We start from the raw sequence: 18,803 nt of genomic DNA on the forward strand, positions 1-18,803 counted from the left end.
CTAATAGCGGTCATTTGCACCTCGTAGGCAGCCACCACCTAAATCGGGCGGTCGGCGACCGCTAAGCGGAAACAATGAAGTATCTGTCACCGTTGAAATTCGTTGCGTCACTCATTGACCGCTGGTCGCTCTCAGTCCCAGTTCAAGCATACTGACGGGTCACTGTGAACCACGGAAAGGCTGGGGTTGATCTGAAAAGGTGAGGAGATAGGCACAGTTGCTATAATTTGAGTCTTATCATTCGCTAGTTCCCAAGTGTAATCCAGCTCGCGGGAAACGAAGGCACCCATCTTTGTTTTTATCGATTTATCTTGCGCTGACAGAACCGGACTTCCGTGTTGTTTCACGAGATCAAATTGCAAATCAATTAACTTTGTCGGAGTGAATGATTCCGTTTTCAAAACACTAGTTAGGCGATGGTCACAGAATCGCAAGATGAATATTGATGCTTGACCATTGGCAGGATCGAATCGTGTAACGGTTGTCGCATCACCGGACTGTGAAATGCTTCCACCGCCTGATCGCGCAGTCTGCTCGATCTCAGCTTTAAGTGTTCCACTTTTAAAGCCCCACTCGTCGAACGCGAGACACTTCGGCCCTATAGAAAGAAAAAAGAGCGAAATCGTAATCGAAGTCAAAAAACGAAGACCACGCATCAAGTTTTTCATGTTCTGTTATTCTTTCCCACTATTTTTGTCTTACTACAGCCACCCGCCAATTCTTTAACAGCAGATTTGTTCTTCCATGCGCGACGGGACACCTCCGTTAGTCCAAGCGCGGGCCACAATCCGCTGAAGTGTGGTTCAGTCAGCGAGTGCTTATGGCCGTTACCCCAAATTTCCCCAAGCTACCGAGGATGCTCATAAGCAAAAAAGCGGCGAGTAGTAATCCGAGCAAAACATAAATCAACAGAAATTTGATTCGTGATTCTGCTTTGCATATAGTGCCGCCGCGCGTATGAGCTACGTCTTCCGTGTGATAGCTCGATATCGTCGCGATCAAGCCTGCCGTCGATGCGAACAGGTTTCCGATCCATCCGAAGTGGATAATGTTGGTCGAGTATATGTAGCATATCCCCCACGAAACGATGGCTACTATGATCAGCCCCCACACCGCTTTCTTCATCACTGGACCTGACCGGAAACATGCTAATCATGCAATTGTCGGCGATCCGAGCGGTACTGTCGAATGGCTCCTCTTGGCCCGGTTGCCGAAGATCGCGCTCGACGAGCGACTCACAACGACCCCGACTGCGGCCCCAACTTCAGGACCCGACCCTGAGGAGACTTTCAGCCGTCCTGTCAGCGCACAGCCGCGGACAACTATTTGGCTAGTCCGCAAGATCGACCTACTGCCGTCGCGGCGGGGGAATGACTCTCCGTCAGGAGCACCAGTGGGTAATGCCGACGGCGCCTAGGGTCTTGGGTACCTCTGCGTAGTAGCCAGGCGCAGACTTCGCCCCGCCGCACCGCTTGGTTGAAACGCGCTGCTACGGTATCTGGTAAATCTTGGCTTTCCAGTCGAGCAAGAATTCAGCAACTCGATTGGAATGTCCCGGATTCCCGTTCAGCCCCATCCTCTCAGTAGCAACGTTATCCAAGTATGCCGCGATAGGCGAGACGCCCACTCCCTCCTGCAACATTGAGAACAACTCCGGCAAATACCTTTGGTATTCATCACGTGTAACGGGATTGGGCGCAACACCGATAGGGTCCCATACGTAGTACAGGACCTCATCCACTCTTCGATATAGTTCCAACTCCGTTTCGCCTAGTTTCTGTCCCATAGCGTCTGATTTCGCTTTCCGTGATTGCCTTACGACGACGGGCGCACGTCAACGAGCTAGGCCTTTACGTCGGCTAACCGTTCATGACCGCGCTGAGTGCGACAGCCCAGCGCGGTGATCGCACCCCTCGTCCATGCTATGTGAACGCACACCCCAAACGGCCTATCAATTGGGCGTGTATTGTGCACCCGAAAGGCCGTCATTCGCAGCGAGAGTTTCCCTTATCTTGAGCCCCTATCGAATCGCCTGAGGTCTAATACTCTGACGCTTTTGCTGTAGCCGCCACCGAAAACCGCCGCTATCACCACCGCAAATAATCCGACTACAAACCAAGCTGTCGAGGTTGGATATTTGCGCACCATGAGCATGCAGTAGACGGCAACTCCCATTGCCGAATAGGAGACCCATCGGTACGCCGTCCGCTCAAGCAACGTCAACTCATCCTTCCACTTGCCTTTGTCCATTTTGTCTCGTGCTAGATCGCCACTTCAACTTTCTTGTAAAGCGCCGCTCGCTTCAAGCCCAACGTCAAGAGAACGAAACGGCTTCGTTGCCTGCCCGATCTTCGAGCATCGATCATGTCCTCGAGGCGGCTCGACGTTACCAATGCGAATGAACGATTTTCGACGATTAGCGCGAGGATGTCGAACGGCTGTTCATGGCCCGACATGGAAATCGGCCGGCGCGGAGATCTCGGCGGCCTCGCGTCGCGGGGCCTGGTTCTGTAGGCGACCCTGACCGGTCACCCGATATAATCACTTGTAAGGGACTGTTTCGCGATCAATACCGGCCGTTTCGCATAGGGCTGGTGGCTGCGAACCGCCTCCCACCTGCTCGACATCACCCAACGCCATCGCGAGCTTCGTTCGATCGAATCCGCCTTCCCACGCCGATACCACGATCGTCGCCACACCATTGCCCACGATGTTGGTCAACGCCCTACATTCGGACATGAAGCGATCGACCCCGAGAATCAGCACCATCGCACTGACGGGAACGGTCGGCACGACGGACAGGCTCGCAGCAAGCGTGATGAAGCCCGCGCCCGTCACGCCCGTCGATCCCTTCGAGGTCAGCATCGTGACGAGCAACAGCGTGATTTCCTGTGCGAAGGACAGGTGCGTATTGGTCGCCTGCGCGAGAAACAGCACCGCGAGCGTCATGTAGATGTTGGTGCCATCGAGATTGAACGAGTAACCGGTCGGCACGACGAGCCCCACCACGCCGCGCGGGCAACCCAGGCGTTCGAGCTTGTCCATTAGTTGCGGCAACGCCGCCTCGGACGTCGATGTGCCGAGCACGATCAGCAGTTCGTCGCGGATATAGCCTAGGAAGCGCCAGATGCTGAACCCGCACAGGCGCGCGACGATGCCGAGCACGACAGCCACGAACAGAAACGCGGTGAAATAGAACGCGCCGATCAGCTTCAGCATGGGCAGCAACGAGACGATGCCGTAACGCCCTATCGTGAAGGCCATCGCCCCAAACGCGCCGATGGGCGCGAGACTCGTGACCATCCGGACGATGCGAAAGAACGCTTTGGACAAAGTCTCGATCAAATGCGCGACGGGCGCACCGGGCTCTCCCATCAGCGCCAGCGCCGTGCCGAACAGCATCGCGATCAGCAGCACGGGGAGGATGTCGCCCTGAACCAGCGCGCCAACAAACGTCTCGGGTATCACATGCGCGATGAATCCGGTGATGCCGTCGCCATGCGCCGCCTGCGCCGCATAGCCCGTCACGGCGCGTGCGTCGAGCGTCGAGCGTCGACGGATCGACATTGAAGCCCTTGCCAGGCGCGAGCACATGCGCGGCAAGCAAACCGATCGCCAGTGCGAGCGTTGATGCCGCTTCGAAATAGAGCAGCGCCTTGCCGCCGACACGGCCGACCTTCTTCATGTCCTGCATGCTGGCGATGCCCGTCACGACAGTGCAGAAAATCACCGGCCCGATGATCATCCGCACGAGCTTGATGAACAGATCGCCGAGCGGCTTCAACGCAACCGCGGCTTGCGGTGCGAAATGGCCGAGCAGCACGCCGGCAACGATGGCAGCCAGAACCTGGACATAGAGAATCGTGTAGAACGGTTTGCGTTTCATGTGTCTCCTCCTTTATCGTGGCAAAAAGAAGCCCTTCCCTTCTTCGATCGGAAGGGAATCGGCCTGGCGAAAACAGGGACGCCGCTGCGGCGCGCGGCAAGAGGTGCGGTTACATCACTTGCGCCCAAGGATGCCGGGCGAAATGCAACCGCTCGAATGCTTCGATTGCGGCGAGGGAGTCGAGCGTCAGATCGACGATATCCATGCCTTCGATCACCATACGCTTGTGGCGAGCGCCAATCGGATACGCATACCGTTCACCCGACGCGGATCTCACCGTCTGCTGTTCGAGATCGATCGAAATCGATACGCCGGGCATTTCGATCGCCTGGTGCGTCAGCGCATGGATCGCGTCGGGCTCCAGTTGCACTAGCAGCAGACGGTTATTCATTGCGTTGGAGTAGAAGATTTCCGCGAAGCTCGGCGCGATCACGGCCTGAAAGCCGTATTGCTGCAAGCCCCACACCGCATGCTCGCGGCTCGACCCGCAGCCGAAGTTCACGCCGCCGATCAGGATGCGCGCGTTCACGTAAGCGCTCCGGTTCAGCACGCAGTCCGTGCGAGGTGTACCCCGCTCGTCGAATCGCAGGTCGTATAGCAGGCCGTCGGCGAGCCCCGCTTTGTCGATGATGCGCAGGAACTGCTTCGGCATGATCTGGTCGGTGTCGAGGTTGTCGATCGGCAACGGCACGGCGCTGCCTTGAATAGCGGTGAGTCGGGTCATGATGTGAGTGCCTCCAGCGTGCGGACATCGGTGATGCAGCCGGTAATCGCGGCGGCCGCCGCCATTGCCGGACTCATCAGGTGCGTGCGGCCGCCGCGTCCCTGGCGGCCTTCGAAATTGCGGTTGGTGGTGGACGCGCAGCGTTCTCCGGCGCCGAGCACGTCGTCGTTCATCGCGAGACACATTGAGCAGCCTGGCTCGCGCCATTCGAAGCCCGCGTCGATCAGTGTCTTCGCGATCCCTTCCTGTTCGGCCGCCCGACGCACGCTGCCCGAGCCCGGCACGACCATGGCGCGCACGCCTGCCGCTACGCGCCTGCCGCGCACGATCGCGGCCACCGTGCGCAAGTCTTCGATGCGCCCGTTCGTGCACGAGCCAATGAACACACGGTCGACGCGCGTGCCGGAATCGGTTGATTGGCCGTGAGTCCCATGTAGTCGAGCGCGCGGCGCAGCGATGCGGCGGCCTCGGGCGTCGCTTGCGCAGCTTCGTCGGGAATCGGCTGATCGATGGCGCTGGCCTGATCAGGACTTGTGCCCCATGTGACAAACGGGGCGATGTTCCGTGCGTCGAAGCGGTGCTCGGCGTCGAAGTGCGCGCCGACGTCGGAATGCAGCTCGCGCCAGTCTTCGAGCGCGGCGGGCCATGCCGTGTCGTCGAGCGAAGGCGTGTGGGCGCGCACGTATTCGAAGGTGGTCGCATCCGGAGCGATGAGCGCGGCGCGCGCTCCGGCTTCGACGGTCATGTTGCACAAGGTCATGCGTGCCTCGGCCGAAAGCGATCCGATCGTCGAACCGGCGAATTCCACGGCATAACCCCGCGCGCCTTGCGCGCCGATCCGGCTGATGATCCAGATGACGAGGTCCTTCGATGATATGCCGTCCGGAAGCGCGCCATCGATCGTGATGCGCATGGTCCGCGCGAGCCGGTACACGAGCGTTTGCGTCGCGAGCACGTGCTCGACTTCCGACGTGCCGATGCCGAAGCCCAATGCGCCGAGCGCGCCGTAAGTGGTGGTATGGCTGTCTCCGCACAGCACGACCATGCCGGGACGAATCAGCCCGAGTTCCGGCGCGACGATATGCTCGATGCCCTGTAACGGATCGTTCGCTGCAAAGAGCCGGATGCCGGCTCTTTCGCAGTTGCGCGCGAGGTTCTGCGCCTGCAGCAGCGACGCTGCATCGCAAATCATGCGCGGCGACTCCGCATGCGTGGGAATGATGTGGCTCACGACGGCGAGTTGCTGGCGCGGACGGCGCACCGCGCGGCCGCGTGTATCGAGCGCGCTGAACGCTTGCGGGCTGGTGTACTCGTTCATCAGATGCAGATCGGCGTACAGCAGCACGTTCTGTGCGTCGATACGCGACACCGTGTGCGAATCGACGAGCTTGTGATAAAGGGTTCGGTTGGACATGGGATCACTCGCTGAGAAAAGGCAGCACGCGTTCAAGCAGTTGCTGCGGCGCTTCTTCGGGGATGTAGTGGCCGCAAGGCAGCGCCTCGCCGCGCACGTTCGGCGCATATGCGCGCCACTCGGCGAGCGGATCGAAGCATTGTTCGATCACGCCCTGTGCGCCCCACAACGCCATAAACGGACAAGCGATCCGCTGCTGTGAAGCGAGCGTCGCGCGGTCGTGTTCGAGGTCGATCGTTACACTCGCGCGATAGTCCTCGCAGATGCCGTGCGCCGTAGCGGGATCGGAGAGACAACGCAGATATTCCGCGTAAGCCCCCGCCGTGAACGGCGCGAGGCCGGCACTGCGCGCGCCGATGGTCTGCCTCAGATAGAGATCGGGGTCCGCACGGATCAGCGTCTCCGGGAACGGCGCGGGACGCACGAGCATGAACCAGTGCCAATAGGCGCGCGCGAAGTCGAACGAGGTCTTTTCATACATCGCGAGCGTCGGCGCAACATCGAGCGTCACGAGGCGCGTCACTGCCTCTGGATGATCGAGCGCCATGCGTGCCGCTACACGCCCGCCCCGATCGTGGCCGATCACCGCGAAGCTCTCATGGCCGAGGCCGCGCATCAGTTCGATCTGATCCAGCGCCATGCGGCGCTTCGCGTAGTTCGCATGATCGGCTGCGCCCGGCGGCTTGCCGCTGTCGCCGTAGCCGCGCAAGTCGGCGGCGATCACCGTGAAATGCTCGGCCAGCGCCGGCCCGATCTTGTGCCAGATCGCATGCGTTTGCGGATGCCCGTGCAAGAGTAAAAGCGCGGGGCCTCGCCCGCCCTTAATGGCGTGAATGCATACATCGTCGAGGGTCGCCGATACGTTCCTGAAGCCTTCAAACATGGTTGTCTCCTGATCGTGATTCGAGTCTAATTGATGAATTGTACGATTTGGTTTCCTTGAAAGCATTCCGGTCGTTACCAGCAGGAATGAATCGGCGAACCATGTGGAGCATTGAAATGGATGGTTTCTCGGACCTGAATCTGTTCGCGCTTGTGGCGCGGCACCGGAATCTCGCGGCTGCCGCGCGGGAGCTGGGCGTGACGCCGCCCGCGGTCAGCAAGCGGCTTGCGCAACTGGAACGGCGCCTCGGCGTGCGATTGATGAACCGCACGACGCGGCGTCTGAGTCTTACGCCAGAGGGCGAGCTCTATCTGTCGAACGGCTCGCGCATTCTGGACGAGTTGTCAGAACTGGAGCATCTGGTCACGCAAAGCCGCGGCGAGCCGACCGGCTTGCTGCGCGTGAATGCGTCGTTCGGGTTCGGTCGCGCGCGCATCGCGCCGGCGGTGTCGGAGTTCGTCGCGCGCTATCCCGCGATGAAAATCCTGCTGCATCTGACGGACCGGCCGATAAGTCTTCAGGACGAGGGTTTCGATCTCGGCATTCGCTTCGGCGAGGTGCCGGATGCGCGCATCAACGCGCGGCTCCTGCTCGAGAACAGGCGCATGGTGTGCGCGTCGCCCGGCTATGTGGCGCGGCACGGCAATCCCTCGGTGCCGCACGACCTGACACGGCATGCGTGCATCGTTTTGCGCGAGAACGAGTCGGCTTATGGCACATGGCATTTTTCTCGCGGCAAGCGCACGGAGACGGTAAAGGTCGATGGCGCGTTGGCCAGCAACGACGGCAGCGTCGTGCTTCAGTGGGCGCTCGAAGGTCGCGGGATCGTGGTGCGCTCGCAGTGGGAGATCGAAGGCCATCTCGCGCGCGGCGAACTCGTGCCATTGCTGCCAGACTGGGCCTTGCCGGATGCCAATATCCACGCAATCTATCTGGAGCGCAACCAGCTTTCGGTCAAGCTCAGGACATTCGTCGACTTTCTCGGCGAGCATCTACGCAGACCGGGAGGAATGGCGTGACACGCCATCTTTGCGGGCACCTAACGGGGGCTCGCACGTGGCGAATTGAACCTTGGGGCCGCTTTTGAAAGTCGATGGGACATTCGAACGGCGTCTTAGGGCTGACATCAAATGACGCTTGATGGCCGACTGTACGCATTCGTCCCCTTCGCCGAACCCGGCCCAGCGGCGAACGCGCCGAACCGACCCATAAGAGACAACGATATTTCTACAAAGCGGCCATTAGACTCCGCGACGTTTGCGACTCAAAGCAGGAGCAGCAGCGCGCCGAAGAAAAAGAGGAAACATCCTGTAGCAAACTGGGCTTGGAGAAAGCCGCGCCATCCTGGATAGCCATATGGCACCGGTTGGGAGTATCGGGTGGGGATAGGTAGGCGCAAAAGCCAAGTGCGCAAGGCGTGCGTGAGGGCGAGCATGCCCCCGGCCAAGATAAATAGCGAAAACGTCCGAGGCGTATCGAACGGAATCGGGATGTCAAATACTTGCATCACAATGGGGACAAGCGCGCCTAGTACCAAAAGTCCGCATAGCAAACGATAGAGCGGAGTAAGGCTCGTCTGTAACCACGTTGGCGCATTGCTCTTGCCTTGAGGTGGAGGCGTCCAGGTCATTCTGTTTGGCGGATGGGGGTCCGTGCGTGGGGACAGGATTTGGCCGTGATTTGAATTTAACCTCATCTCATGGTCCATCGCCTGATTGTTTACGATTCCGGGAATCCCGTCGAGTGTCCAATTCTGGCCGTTCGCCGCTCGTTGGTGATGTTGTTGTGTATCGACGCTGAGTCTTGCGGTTACCAGTATCGGCTCATTCCTACCGCTGTCCGGAGTCAAACACGAAAGATTCGTCGCCAGCCGACGACGCCCAGTTCGCGAGTTCAGAACCGAGCCGATTGATTGTTGCAGGCTCTAGCTCAACGGCGAAACGAGATCGGGCGCTTACAAGACGCGTACCATTTCTCTGACACTCGACCTCGAGTGCCGAATGTCCAACGCCGTCGAAAACGAAAGCGCGCAGAACCAGCCAGCTGTACGCATTGGGAGCGTTCGAGCCGTTCTCGAAGACTACTTCATCTGTCGATGACAGAGGAAATTCATACAGGGAGCGTCCGAACGTCTCGATCGACTCAGGATAAGCGTAAAAATCGATTTCTGCCGCAAAACCCGAGCCCTGCATCGAAAACCCAAGTTGCAGCATGCCATCGTAATCGCGCCATAGCGGCTCAAGGGTAAGTCGCATTCCAACTCCGAAATCATCTTTTGGGGTGTTTGAACACATCTACCATATCCCGCATGAGATCAAGCATCGCGATTGTTGACGATCTAACCGGCGACATCGAGCGTCGCTTCCTGGCCGGCATGGGAACTACAGGCCGAGGATCGTGACGCAACTGTGCCTGAGACGATTTTCGCTGGTCCACGTCTCGATTTGCGAAATCATCGCGCCGAGCGCGACACAATTCGCGGTCATACTCTCAGTAAACCTTTCTTTCGAATCGGTGAAGAGGAAGCCAATCTGCTGCAGCATGTCCGGCTTGGAGGTCTCCATTTCCAGCCTACTTCGGACGCCCGCAAGGGCTTCTATTATCTTTTCCCAGTCAAGCATGCTGATCTGAGTGAATGCATAGTGATCGTAAGTCGGCTCGAATCTTTCGATCGTCGGCTCGATATACCCAAACACCTCTTCCTCGAAAAACAGCGAACCATCGTTCCAGCATCGATTCGTATAGGGGCCCGCCATGACTTCAACATAGGCAGTACCTTCCAGCGATGAGGGGTCTGTTATCGCCCGGACTCGGCAAGCCAAACTCATTGGTCGAAACTCCTCAAAAATACGCAGCCCCCCGATTGTCAGCGATCCAGCCACCGATGTCGAACGGCCGATTTTGGCCGTTGCGTGCCGCACGCAGCGGCTCACGGACATGTCCGTGACATGCTGTCGCGAGCGCTGAATCGCTGCCACCAGCAGATTAATTTGTCGTGTCCTTCCGTTAAGGAAACAGCTTCAGGTGTCTGCATGAAGTATGCAAACATCGGCGCGGCGTACAGATCGGCGAACGTCACGTCATCGCCAATCAGAAACTCTTGATCGTCGGCCAACCGGTTCAGCTCAGATAGACACACCGCGGCACGTGGTAGCGCCGCAGCGATCTTCCGCTCATCGGCTAACCGGCCTTCGCGGACTGAAACGACGCGTTCAACGTATATGTCCCAAACGAGCGTTCGATATGCATAAGCGTCCAGTATCCCAACGATCTGGTTGACCTTCGCGCGGGCTCTTGGATCGATCGGTTGCAGTTCGCATCCGGGAAAAGCGTCGTCGATATAGCGAACAATCGCGCCTGTCTCGTAAAGATGGAACCCTCCGTGCTCGAAGGCTGGAATGCGGCCGAACGGGTGCCGCGTCAAATGCTCCTGCGGAACTCCAGTTTCTGCGAAGACGTCCACTTCAACCAATTCATATTTGACCTGCTTCTCTTGGAGCGCAAGCCGGACAATCCGCACATATACACTCCAGGCGGCTCCGTATAGTTTCACCATTTCGGTTGTCGGCATAGCTCCGCCCAGGTCGCGCGTAAGGGGCGCGGATACGACAGGTATTTTAGCGGAGCCAGCGGTCTCCAATTCGCCTTGCAATCGGCATTCGCATGCAGCAGTTGTCGACAATCTAAGTGCAGAGGGAGAGTGTCCCTTCATGGCCGATCAGCGCGTGACCGGTGCTTCGAACTTTTATCGTGCTGCCGGGCCCTAACCCGACCCGCCGATAACTTTCGTTGTAAGCCAGCGCCTCGCTATATCTGTGCACGCGGAGGGCCGCTCCAACGTCGGGAAATGCCCGCATCCAGCTAGTGGCTCATACTGGGCATGTGGCATTGACGCGGCAATTCGACGGCCAACCTCGGCAGGGACGAAGCGATCGGAGTTTCCCCATATGAGCAGCGTTGGAACCGTGCAAGCGGCAAGCGTCGACCATCGGTCCGAGCGGGTTATCGTCGCGTCCGATTGCCGTGCAAACACATCCGCCCCGGTCTCGCGAGCCATCTGAATAAACGCTGCCTTTGCATCAGCATCCCCAGAGGGGATGGCGTTCTCCGCGAATTCCGCGATGACCGCTTCGTGCTCGCCAGCCCGAATTTTGCGACTGGTTGACCGGACTGCATCCGGGGATGGGTGTACTCCCGGTTGACAATTCATCAACCAGAGCCCTCGTAGACGCTCAGGTGCAGACGCCAACACCTCCATGGCAAGACAGCCCCCGTAGGCCGTTCCCGCAAGGACAAAGGGGCCATCGATTGAGGCAAGAAGGCTCTGGGCGCTTTCCGCGAACGTTGAACCGGACAGCACCAATACCGACGGTGAGACGAGGTCGGCCAAACCCTCAAGCTGATGGGCATACATGCGTCCATCACACGGCATTGCGGGCAAGAAGACAAGCGGTAGTGGCATAACTGACATGCGAGAAGGTTTGAACGACTGCGGCGACGAGACGAGCCGCCTGCTTTGGCAGCCCAGGCTGCAAATTGTCACCGATTCAAGTCACTCGGTCGAATGTCCCTTCATGGCCGCACGCTGCCTCATGCGCCTGCATACATCGGTTCTGCCTTGATCAGCGACAGGCGTCCCTCGGAGCCGCTTACGGCGGTGGCCTTTACGGTCCGATCCGATGATCCGTGAATTCATAGTCGGCCATGCAGTCAGCCGAAGGGTTTCGCTCAATCGCCGAAACATGAACGGTATCGCTATCCGTAAAAGCGTAGGTGTACACATCGGGAGTAGAGTCGCCCTCCGTGGTGAGGGAAATCTTGTCGTCTTTCGTTTCCCACTGGCCCCTCTCTATATTCAAAAACTTAGTCCTTTCGGGATTTTGGAAGAACGCAATTTCGAACTTGCCATCCGATGACCTTTTCATGGTCCACGCCATATATGAACACTTGCTATCCTTGTCCCTTTGCCCCTCCCATGTGCCAACCATACGATCGTCGAGAGCCGAGGCGAGATTGGAAAAGCAGAGAAAAACTGCAACAAGTAATACATCTCGAATTTTGATTGTCATAGCGACTGCGAGCATCAATAACAGTTAGTACGCTCACCGGAGATACGTGCAGCATCCTGCCCGTTCGAACGAAGAGCGCTCACACCGTCCTTACGGCAAATTGGCGTGAAACTTAAGAGATTGACTGAAGGCTGTGCCTGGCTTGCCGTTGTCGTCCGAGTCGCATCAGAGCCGAAGTGTCGACGATCTAGCGACCGGCATCGAATGGCCGAACATGGCCGAAGCTAGACGGCTATGCCATTTCAACCGAGATGCAGAAATGCAGTCGGTCTGTCGTTCCCGGATTTGCTTCCGTCCACCCCAAGGCAGCCTCCCCGATGGTCCGACGACAGAAATCTGCAGCGTCGCCCGATTTGGCTTCGGCTCTGGCGGTCTGGCAGCGACTCTAACGAAGCGTCGACGCAAGTATGCGGGTTACATATGAGGCCGACATGACGACGCGCCGGTCTCGCGCAACACCAATCGCTTGTGACCCCCTCCTGCAACGCCTCCATCAACGTCGCCAACTCTATCGCGTCCGTCCTGTGTGGCCTCGATAAAGACCCCGACGCAATCCGGTGCCCCCCAAGCGCCCCTTCACTTGCGCCGCACCCGTGCACAACACCGCTGCGCATGTGCACCGCCAAAGCCCGTCCGCCGATTTCGACGCGTCGTCGCGGCGCGCATCGCACCTGAACGATGCGCGTCCCAAGTCCGTGCACCAGATTCGCACGCCATTCCGCATAAGCCCGGCCCGGGGAAGCCGCGCCACAGCGCGCGCGTACGCGCACTGCGCCCAGCCCATCAACATGGCATATGCCTTGCAGTACACGAGCGGCAAGTCATGCGGGGCAAGCCCTGTGGCTGAGATCGACGCCCATAAACATTCATCATCAATGGCAAGGGGATACACATGAAACGTCGCAGTCTGTTGAAGTTCGGCTCCATGTCCGGCGCGCTCGCGCTCGCGGGTCGCGCGCCGTTCGCGCACGCCGAGTCGGCGAGCGGTCCCATCAAGGTCGGTATCCTCCATTCGCTCTCCGGCACGATGGCGATTTCCGAGACATCGCTGAAAGACACCGCGCTGATGACGATCGCGGACATCAACAAGAACGGCGGCGTGATGGGCCGTCAGATTCAACCGGTCGTCGTCGACCCGGCGTCGAACTGGCCGCTCTTCGCGGAGAAAGCGCGTCAGCTGATCACGCAGGAAAAGTGCGCCGTGGTGTTCGGCTGCTGGACGTCCGTGTCGCGCAAGTCGGTGTTGCCGGTGTTCGAGGAACTCAACGGCCTGCTCTTCTACCCGGTGCAGTACGAAGGCGAAGAGATGTCGCGCAACGTGTTCTACACCGGCGCGGCGCCCAACCAGCAGGCGATTCCCGCAACCGAATATCTGATGAGCGCGGAAGGCGGCGGCGCGAAGCGCTTCTTCCTGCTCGGCACCGACTACGTGTATCCGCGCACGACCAACAAGATCCTGCGCGCGTTCCTGAAGTCGAAGGGCGTGCAGGAAGCCGACATTCAGGAGGTCTATACGCCGTTCGGCCACAGCGACTATCAGACCATCGTCGCGAACATCAAGACCTTCTCGCAAGGCGGCAAGACGGCCGTTATCTCGACGGTGAACGGCGACTCGAACGTGCCGTTCTACAAGGAACTCGGCAACCAGGGGCTGAAGGCGTCGGACGTGCCGGTCGTCGCGTTCTCGGTCGGCGAGGAAGAACTGCGCGGCATCGACACGAAGCCGCTCGTCGGCAATCTTGCGGCGTGGAACTACTTCATGTCGGTGCGCAATCCCGCCAACGAGAAGTTCAAGAAGCAATGGGCCGCGTGGGTCAAGGAGAACAACCTGCCGGGCGGCACGAAGCGCGTGACGAACGACCCGATGGAAGCGACGTTCGTCGGCATCCACATGTGGAAGCAGGCGGTCGAAAAAGCAAAGAGCACGGACGTCGACAAGGTGCGCGTGGCGATGGTCGGCCAGCAGTTCGCGGCGCCGTCGGGATTCACGCTCGAGATGGACGGCAATCACCATCTGCACAAGCCGGTGATGATCGGCGAAGTGCGCGCCGACGGCCAGTTCAACGTGGTCTGGCGCACCAAGACCGCGATTCGCGCGCAGCCGTGGAGCCCATTTATCGCCGGCAATGCGGGCAAGCCGGATGTCGTGAGTTCGATTCCGGCGTTCCTGAAGCGCTCGCGCTCGCGCGTGGCGTGATGACATGGCGCGTCGCGGCGGCTCACGCAGCCGTCGCGGCGCGACGAGGCGAACCGGCGGCGCGCAGCGTGTTGCAGCGCGCCGTCAGTCATTCTTCAAAGGTCATCATGGCGTTTTCACTGTTCATTTCTGTGCGGCGGTTCACAACGCGTCACGCGTACGCCGCCTTTGCTCTGTGCGCGTTCGGCGCACTCGCGCCGCACGGCGCGTTCGCCTTGACCGCCGCCGATGTCGCGCCGCTCGCCGCCGACGACTTCGACGCAAAGTCCGCGGCCATCGACAAACTCATCGCGAATCACGACAAGGAATCGCTCGCGGTGCTGAAGGCGTTGTCCGAAGACGGCGTGCTCGCCACCGACTCCGGCGCGGTGCTGATCCAGGACGGCGACGCCACGCGCGATGCCGTCACCGGCAAAACGGTCGAAGCCGGCGACGCGCAGCCGGTCACGCTGAACAATCTGCTGCGCTCGAAAGTCGCGGGCGCGCTCTCGGGTCTGCAGCTCGACTCGCCGGACAAGGCGACGCGCGAGGCAGCCATCGACGCGCTCCTGAAGAACCCCGATCCGTCAATCAAACCGCTCGTCGACGCGGCCCGCGCGAAGGAGACGGACCCGGCGCTGAAAAGGCGCCTCGACACGCTCTGGGCGATGAGCGCGCTGCATGACACCGACGCGGCGAAGCGCCTCGAAGCCGTGCAGCTCGTCGCCGCGCGGCACGACCTCGACATGAACGAACTGCTGCGTCCGCTCGTCGCGAAGAAAGCGGACGGCTCTTTCGCCGAAAGCGACGCGCGCGTGCGAGCGGCGGCGCAAAGCGGCATCGACGAACTCGACGCGATCCAGCGGCGCAGCCAGATTGCCGGCACGCTGTTCGCAGGACTGTCGCTCGGCAGCGTGCTGCTGCTCGCGGCACTCGGACTCGCCATCACCTATGGCCTGATCGGCGTCATCAACATGGCGCATGGCGAGTTTCTGATGATTGGCGCGTATGCCACGTATGTCGTGCAGAACCTCTTCCAGCGCGTGGCGCCGGGTGCGTTCGACTGGTATCCGCTCGTCGCCGTGCCCGCCTCGTTCGTGGCGGCCGCGCTGGTCGGCCTTGTGATCGAGCGGCTCGTGCTCAAGCATCTGTATGGGCGCCCGCTGGAGACGCTGCTGACCACCTTCGGCATCAGCCTCATTCTGATTCAGGCGACGCGCATGCTGTTCGGCGCGCAGAACGTGCAGGTGGTCAATCCTTCGTGGATGAGCGGCGGCGTGACCGTGCTGCCGAGCCTCATTCTGCCGTACAACCGGCTCGCGATTCTGGCGTTCTCGCTGATCGTGGTCGGCATTGCATGGGCCGTGCTCACGAAAACGCGCCTTGGCCTCTTCGTGCGCGCCGTCACGCAGAACCGGCGCATGGCCGCCTGCGTCGGCGTGAAGACGGCGCGCGTCGATTCGTACGCGTTCGCGTTCGGCGCGGGCATCGCGGGGCTGGGCGGCTGCGCACTCTCGCAGATCGGCAATGTGGGGCCGGACCTCGGCCAGAGCTACATCATCGACTCGTTCATGGCGGTGGTGCTGGGCGGCGTGGGTCAACTGGCGGGCACGGTGATCGGCGGCTTCGGTCTCGGGCTCGTCAGCAAGGCAATCGAGCCGTTCTGGGGCGCGGTGCTCGCGAAGATCGCGGTGCTCGTGCTGATCGTGCTGTTCATCCAGAAGCGTCCGCAGGGCATGTTCGCCCTCAAGGGCCGTAGCGCGGAGGCATGAGATGACGTCTGCAACCTCTTCTTCGACGGCGCCGGCACACGTCGGCGCCAAAGCCGCCGGCGCCGCCGGCCGCGGCTCGCAGTCCGGCTTCGCGCTCGGCTTGCCGCCGCGTCCCGCGCTGTTGTCGCGCCGCGCGTGGCTCGCGCTGATCGCGTTGATCGTCGTGTTCGGACTCGGCGTGCCGTTCGCGACGCTTGTGGTGCCGCAGACCAGTCCGCTGCATCTGTCGGCTTACGCGACGACCATCACCGGCAAGTTCATGTGCTACGCGATTGCCGCGCTCGCGCTCGATCTCGTGTGGGGCTACTGCGGCATTCTGAGTCTCGGGCATGCGCTCTTCTTCGCGCTCGGCGGCTACGCGATCGGCATGTACCTGATGCGCGCCATCGGCCACGACGGCAAGTACGGCAGCGACCTGCCCGACTTCATGGTGTTTCTCGACTGGCATCAGTTGCCCTGGTACTGGGAGGGCACGCAGCATCTCGGCTACGCGCTGCTGCTCGTCGTGCTGGTGCCGGCGGTGATTGCGTGGGTGTTCGGCTTCTTCACGTTCCGCTCGCGCGTGAAGGGCGTGTACCTGTCGATCATCACGCAGGCGATGACCTTTGCCGCCATGCTGCTGTTCTATCGCAATGAGACGGGCTTCGGCGGCAATAACGGTTTTACGGACTTCAAGCGCATCGGCGGCTTTCCGATCACGCATCCGGGCACCCGCACCGCGCTTCTGCTGCTTACGTTCGCAGTGCTGATCGTCGCGTTTATCGGCGCGCGCGCCATCGTCACCTCGAAGCTCGGCCGCGTGGTCACCGCCGTGCGCGACGGCGAGACGCGTCTGATGTTTCTCGGCTACAGCCCGCTCGCCTACAAGCTCTTCGTGTGGACGGTGTCCGCGGTGCTGTGCGGGATTGCCGGCGCGTTGTATGTGCCGCAGGTCGGCATCATCAATCCGGGCGAGATGTCACCGGGCAATTCGATCGAAATGGCGATCTGGGTCGCCGTGGGCGGACGCGGCACGTTGATCGGGCCGATTGTCGGCGCTTTCGCGGTGAATGGCGCGAAGAGCTTTTTCACGGCGAACTTCCCTGAATACTGGCTGTTCTTTCTTGGCCTGATCTTCGTGCTGGTGCCGCTCTTCCTGCCGAACGGCATCATGGGACTCGTGGATCTCGCGACGCGCAAGAGGAACCGCTCATGAACGAAAACCCGATGGTTCCTGATCTGGACCTGCCCGAAGAACCGTCCGGCCACGCGCTAAGCGGCGTCGCGAGCATGGGGCACGCGGTGGTGCCGGGTGCAATCGACGTATCGCACGGCACGATCCTGTATCTGGAAGACGTGACCGTGAGCTTCGACGGCTTTCGCGCGTTGAACGCGCTGACGCTTTCGATCGACGCCGGCGAACTGCGCTGCATCATCGGCCCGAACGGCGCGGGCAAAACGACGATGATGGACGTGATCACCGGCAAGACCGAGCCCGATTCGGGCAAGGTGTTCCTCGGCCAGTCGATCGACCTCACGCGGATGAACGAGCCCGCCATCGCGCGCGCCGGCATCGGGCGCAAATTCCAGAAGCCGACCGTGTTCGAGCAGCATCCGGTGTGGGAAAACCTTGAGCTCGCGATGAAAACCGACAAGGGCTGGCTCGCGTCGCTGCGCGCGCGGCTCGACCGCACCGCGCAAGCGCGTATCGAAGAGACGCTGGTGCTGATCGGTCTGGAGAGCGAAGCGCGTCGCCTCGCGGGCGAGCTTTCGCATGGGCAGAAGCAGCGCCTGGAGATCGGCATGCTGTTGATGCAACAGCCGGCGCTGCTGCTGCTCGACGAACCCGCCGCCGGCATGACCGACGACGAGACGATGCAACTGGCCGAGCTGCTCAATCACCTGCGCGGCACCTGCTCGATGATGGTGGTCGAACACGACATGGAGTTCGTGGCGGCGCTTTCCGGCGAGACCGGCAAGGTCACGGTGATGGCGGAAGGACACGTGCTCGCCCACGGCACGCTCGACGAAGTGAAGCGCGACGAGACCGTGATCGAGTCGTATCTCGGCCGATGAGCGAACAGGCGAACAGAAGCGTCGAAAGAGTCGAAGGACTCAAAAGGGTCGAACGGACATGCTAGAAGTAGACAACCTGAACCAGTACTACGGCGGCAGCCACATTCTGCGCGATGTGAAGCTGACCGTGCCCGACGGCAAGCTCACCGTGCTGCTCGGCCGCAACGGCGTCGGCAAGACCACATTGCTGCGCTGCCTGATGGGCGTCGTGCAGACGAAAAGCGGCTCCATCGCCTGGCGCGGCGCGCCGATCACGAAGCTGCCCACTTACTCGCGTGTGGAAAAAGGGCTCGCGTATGTGCCGCAAGGGCGCGATATCTTTCCGCGGCTCACCGTCGAAGAAAATCTGCTGGTGGGCGCCGCCAGCAAGAAAGCGCCGAAGAAAATCCCCGAGCGGATTTACGAGCTGTTTCCCGTGCTGAAGGATATGCGCGGACGCCGCGGCGGCGACCTGTCCGGCGGTCAGCAGCAGCAGCTCGCGATTGGCCGCGCGTTGATGAGCGATCCGCAATTGCTGATTCTCGACGAACCGACGGAAGGCATTCAGCCGTCCATCATTCAGGACATTGGCCGCACGCTGCGCCAGCTGGTCGAGGAGATGGGCATGACCGTGCTGCTCGTCGAGCAGTATTACGACTTCGCGAAGGACATTGCCGATCGCTATTGGGTGATGAGCCGCGGCGAGATTGTCGCGGGCGGCGAAGGCGCCAATATGGATGCCGATGGCGTGCGCGCGCTGATCGCGGTGTAGGTCTGGTGTCAGTCTCGCGCGAATCTGATGCGCTGGCGGGCGTGCTATGCTCGGCGCGTCTTGTGCCGGGCTA

General features: G+C 60.5%; 15 protein-coding genes and 2 pseudogenes. 6 read left to right on the plus strand and 11 right to left on the minus strand.

The features are described 5' to 3' along the window. Window positions 1–131: 131 nt before the first annotated feature. The 6 genes and pseudogenes from ACEN8U_RS28200 to ACEN8U_RS28225 all read right to left on the minus strand — a co-directional run bounded on the left by ACEN8U_RS28200 (window position 132) and on the right by ACEN8U_RS28225 (window position 6,907). Window positions 132–668: a hypothetical protein gene (locus ACEN8U_RS28200; RefSeq protein WP_413658128.1), complete on the minus strand. Its 537-nt coding sequence runs from the start codon at window positions 666–668 to the stop codon at window positions 132–134. Window positions 669–2,007: 1,339 nt separating this feature from the next. Next, entirely contained in the window at window positions 2,008–2,250 is a 243-nt protein-coding gene (locus tag ACEN8U_RS28205; RefSeq protein ID WP_148281764.1) for a hypothetical protein, read from the minus strand. A gap of 291 nt (window positions 2,251–2,541) precedes the next feature. After that, a pseudogene (locus tag ACEN8U_RS28210) lies at window positions 2,542–3,886 on the minus strand (dicarboxylate/amino acid:cation symporter). A 109-nt stretch (window positions 3,887–3,995) separates the two neighbouring features. Then, a complete protein-coding gene (leuD, locus tag ACEN8U_RS28215) occupies window positions 3,996–4,610 on the minus strand; it encodes a 3-isopropylmalate dehydratase small subunit (protein WP_015001909.1) in 615 nt (204 codons plus the stop codon). After that, window positions 4,607–6,024: pseudogene (gene leuC / locus ACEN8U_RS28220) on the minus strand (3-isopropylmalate dehydratase large subunit). Before leuC ends, leuD begins: the two are co-directional and overlap by 4 nt. 4 nt (window positions 6,025–6,028) lie before the next feature. Further along, window positions 6,029–6,907: an alpha/beta fold hydrolase gene (locus tag ACEN8U_RS28225; protein ID WP_041745010.1), complete on the minus strand. Its 879-nt coding sequence runs from the start codon at window positions 6,905–6,907 to the stop codon at window positions 6,029–6,031. A 116-nt stretch (window positions 6,908–7,023) separates the two neighbouring features. Between ACEN8U_RS28225 and ACEN8U_RS28230 the strand changes: the two genes are divergently transcribed. Beyond that, window positions 7,024–7,926 carry a LysR family transcriptional regulator gene (locus ACEN8U_RS28230; RefSeq protein WP_041746028.1) on the plus strand — a complete coding sequence of 301 codons (903 nt, stop codon included), beginning with the start codon at window positions 7,024–7,026 and terminating at the stop codon, window positions 7,924–7,926. Window positions 7,927–8,736: 810 nt separating this feature from the next. On the opposite strand, the gene ACEN8U_RS28235 is transcribed toward ACEN8U_RS28230, so the two are convergent. The 5 genes from ACEN8U_RS28235 to ACEN8U_RS28255 form a co-directional block, all read right to left on the minus strand. Further along, on the minus strand, window positions 8,737–9,162 hold the full coding sequence (locus ACEN8U_RS28235; RefSeq protein WP_148281763.1) for a hypothetical protein: 426 nt from the start codon (window positions 9,160–9,162) through the stop codon (window positions 8,737–8,739). A 126-nt stretch (window positions 9,163–9,288) separates the two neighbouring features. After that, window positions 9,289–9,840, minus strand: coding sequence for a hypothetical protein (locus ACEN8U_RS28240; protein ID WP_238558534.1), 552 nt, complete (start codon window positions 9,838–9,840; stop codon window positions 9,289–9,291). Continuing rightward, a complete protein-coding gene (locus ACEN8U_RS28245; protein WP_041745005.1) occupies window positions 9,837–10,478 on the minus strand; it encodes a glutathione S-transferase family protein in 642 nt (213 codons plus the stop codon). Before ACEN8U_RS28245 ends, ACEN8U_RS28240 begins: the two co-directional genes overlap by 4 nt. Window positions 10,479–10,670: 192 nt before the next feature. Next, complete coding sequence (locus tag ACEN8U_RS28250; RefSeq protein ID WP_041745003.1) at window positions 10,671–11,378, minus strand: alpha/beta fold hydrolase; 708 nt, start codon at window positions 11,376–11,378, stop codon at window positions 10,671–10,673. 193 nt (window positions 11,379–11,571) lie between these two features. After that, on the minus strand, window positions 11,572–11,976 hold the full coding sequence (locus ACEN8U_RS28255; RefSeq protein WP_041746026.1) for a hypothetical protein: 405 nt from the start codon (window positions 11,974–11,976) through the stop codon (window positions 11,572–11,574). Window positions 11,977–12,868: 892 nt separating this feature from the next. On the opposite strand from ACEN8U_RS28255, the gene urtA reads away from it, so the two are divergent. The 5 genes from urtA to urtE all read left to right on the plus strand — a co-directional run bounded on the left by urtA (window position 12,869) and on the right by urtE (window position 18,730). Next, on the plus strand, window positions 12,869–14,173 hold the full coding sequence (gene urtA / locus ACEN8U_RS28260) for an urea ABC transporter substrate-binding protein (protein WP_013587423.1): 1,305 nt from the start codon (window positions 12,869–12,871) through the stop codon (window positions 14,171–14,173). Between the two features lie 107 nt (window positions 14,174–14,280). Next, window positions 14,281–15,924 carry an urea ABC transporter permease subunit UrtB gene (urtB, locus tag ACEN8U_RS28265; protein WP_413658632.1) on the plus strand — a complete coding sequence of 548 codons (1,644 nt, stop codon included), beginning with the start codon at window positions 14,281–14,283 and terminating at the stop codon, window positions 15,922–15,924. Between the two features lies 1 nt (window position 15,925). Continuing rightward, a complete protein-coding gene (gene urtC, locus ACEN8U_RS28270) occupies window positions 15,926–17,119 on the plus strand; it encodes an urea ABC transporter permease subunit UrtC (RefSeq protein ID WP_015001901.1) in 1,194 nt (397 codons plus the stop codon). Further along, window positions 17,116–17,979, plus strand: coding sequence for an urea ABC transporter ATP-binding protein UrtD (gene urtD, locus ACEN8U_RS28275; RefSeq protein WP_015001900.1), 864 nt, complete (start codon window positions 17,116–17,118; stop codon window positions 17,977–17,979). The genes urtC and urtD overlap by 4 nt, the downstream gene beginning before the upstream one ends. Before the next feature lie 58 nt (window positions 17,980–18,037). Further along, the gene (gene urtE, locus ACEN8U_RS28280) at window positions 18,038–18,730 is read left to right on the plus strand and encodes an urea ABC transporter ATP-binding subunit UrtE (RefSeq protein ID WP_028360359.1); all 693 of its coding nucleotides are present in this window, start codon (window positions 18,038–18,040) and stop codon (window positions 18,728–18,730) included. The last annotated feature ends 73 nt before the right edge of the window (window positions 18,731–18,803 follow it).

This window comes from Paraburkholderia phenoliruptrix, from assembly GCF_047325075.1.
Lineage (GTDB): Bacteria > Pseudomonadota > Gammaproteobacteria > Burkholderiales > Burkholderiaceae > Paraburkholderia > Paraburkholderia phenoliruptrix.

Excerpts from the sequence above, each read along its gene's own strand:
- ACEN8U_RS28200 (WP_413658128.1), bottom strand. The coding sequence starts at position 668 with ATGAAAAACTTGATGCGTGGTCTTCGTTTTTTGACTTCGATTACGATT.
- ACEN8U_RS28205 (WP_148281764.1), bottom strand. The coding sequence starts at position 2,250 with ATGGACAAAGGCAAGTGGAAGGATGAGTTGACGTTGCTTGAGCGGACG.
- leuD (WP_015001909.1), bottom strand. The coding sequence starts at position 4,610 with ATGACCCGACTCACCGCTATTCAAGGCAGCGCCGTGCCGTTGCCGATC.
- ACEN8U_RS28225 (WP_041745010.1), bottom strand. The coding sequence starts at position 6,907 with ATGTTTGAAGGCTTCAGGAACGTATCGGCGACCCTCGACGATGTATGC.
- ACEN8U_RS28230 (WP_041746028.1), top strand. The coding sequence starts at position 7,024 with ATGGATGGTTTCTCGGACCTGAATCTGTTCGCGCTTGTGGCGCGGCAC.
- ACEN8U_RS28235 (WP_148281763.1), bottom strand. The coding sequence starts at position 9,162 with ATGCGACTTACCCTTGAGCCGCTATGGCGCGATTACGATGGCATGCTG.
- ACEN8U_RS28245 (WP_041745005.1), bottom strand. The coding sequence starts at position 10,478 with ATGCCGACAACCGAAATGGTGAAACTATACGGAGCCGCCTGGAGTGTA.
- ACEN8U_RS28250 (WP_041745003.1), bottom strand. The coding sequence starts at position 11,378 with ATGTCAGTTATGCCACTACCGCTTGTCTTCTTGCCCGCAATGCCGTGT.
- ACEN8U_RS28255 (WP_041746026.1), bottom strand. The coding sequence starts at position 11,976 with ATGACAATCAAAATTCGAGATGTATTACTTGTTGCAGTTTTTCTCTGC.
- urtA (WP_013587423.1), top strand. The coding sequence starts at position 12,869 with ATGAAACGTCGCAGTCTGTTGAAGTTCGGCTCCATGTCCGGCGCGCTC.
- urtB (WP_413658632.1), top strand. The coding sequence starts at position 14,281 with ATGGCGTTTTCACTGTTCATTTCTGTGCGGCGGTTCACAACGCGTCAC.
- urtC (WP_015001901.1), top strand. The coding sequence starts at position 15,926 with ATGACGTCTGCAACCTCTTCTTCGACGGCGCCGGCACACGTCGGCGCC.
- urtD (WP_015001900.1), top strand. The coding sequence starts at position 17,116 with ATGAACGAAAACCCGATGGTTCCTGATCTGGACCTGCCCGAAGAACCG.
- urtE (WP_028360359.1), top strand. The coding sequence starts at position 18,038 with ATGCTAGAAGTAGACAACCTGAACCAGTACTACGGCGGCAGCCACATT.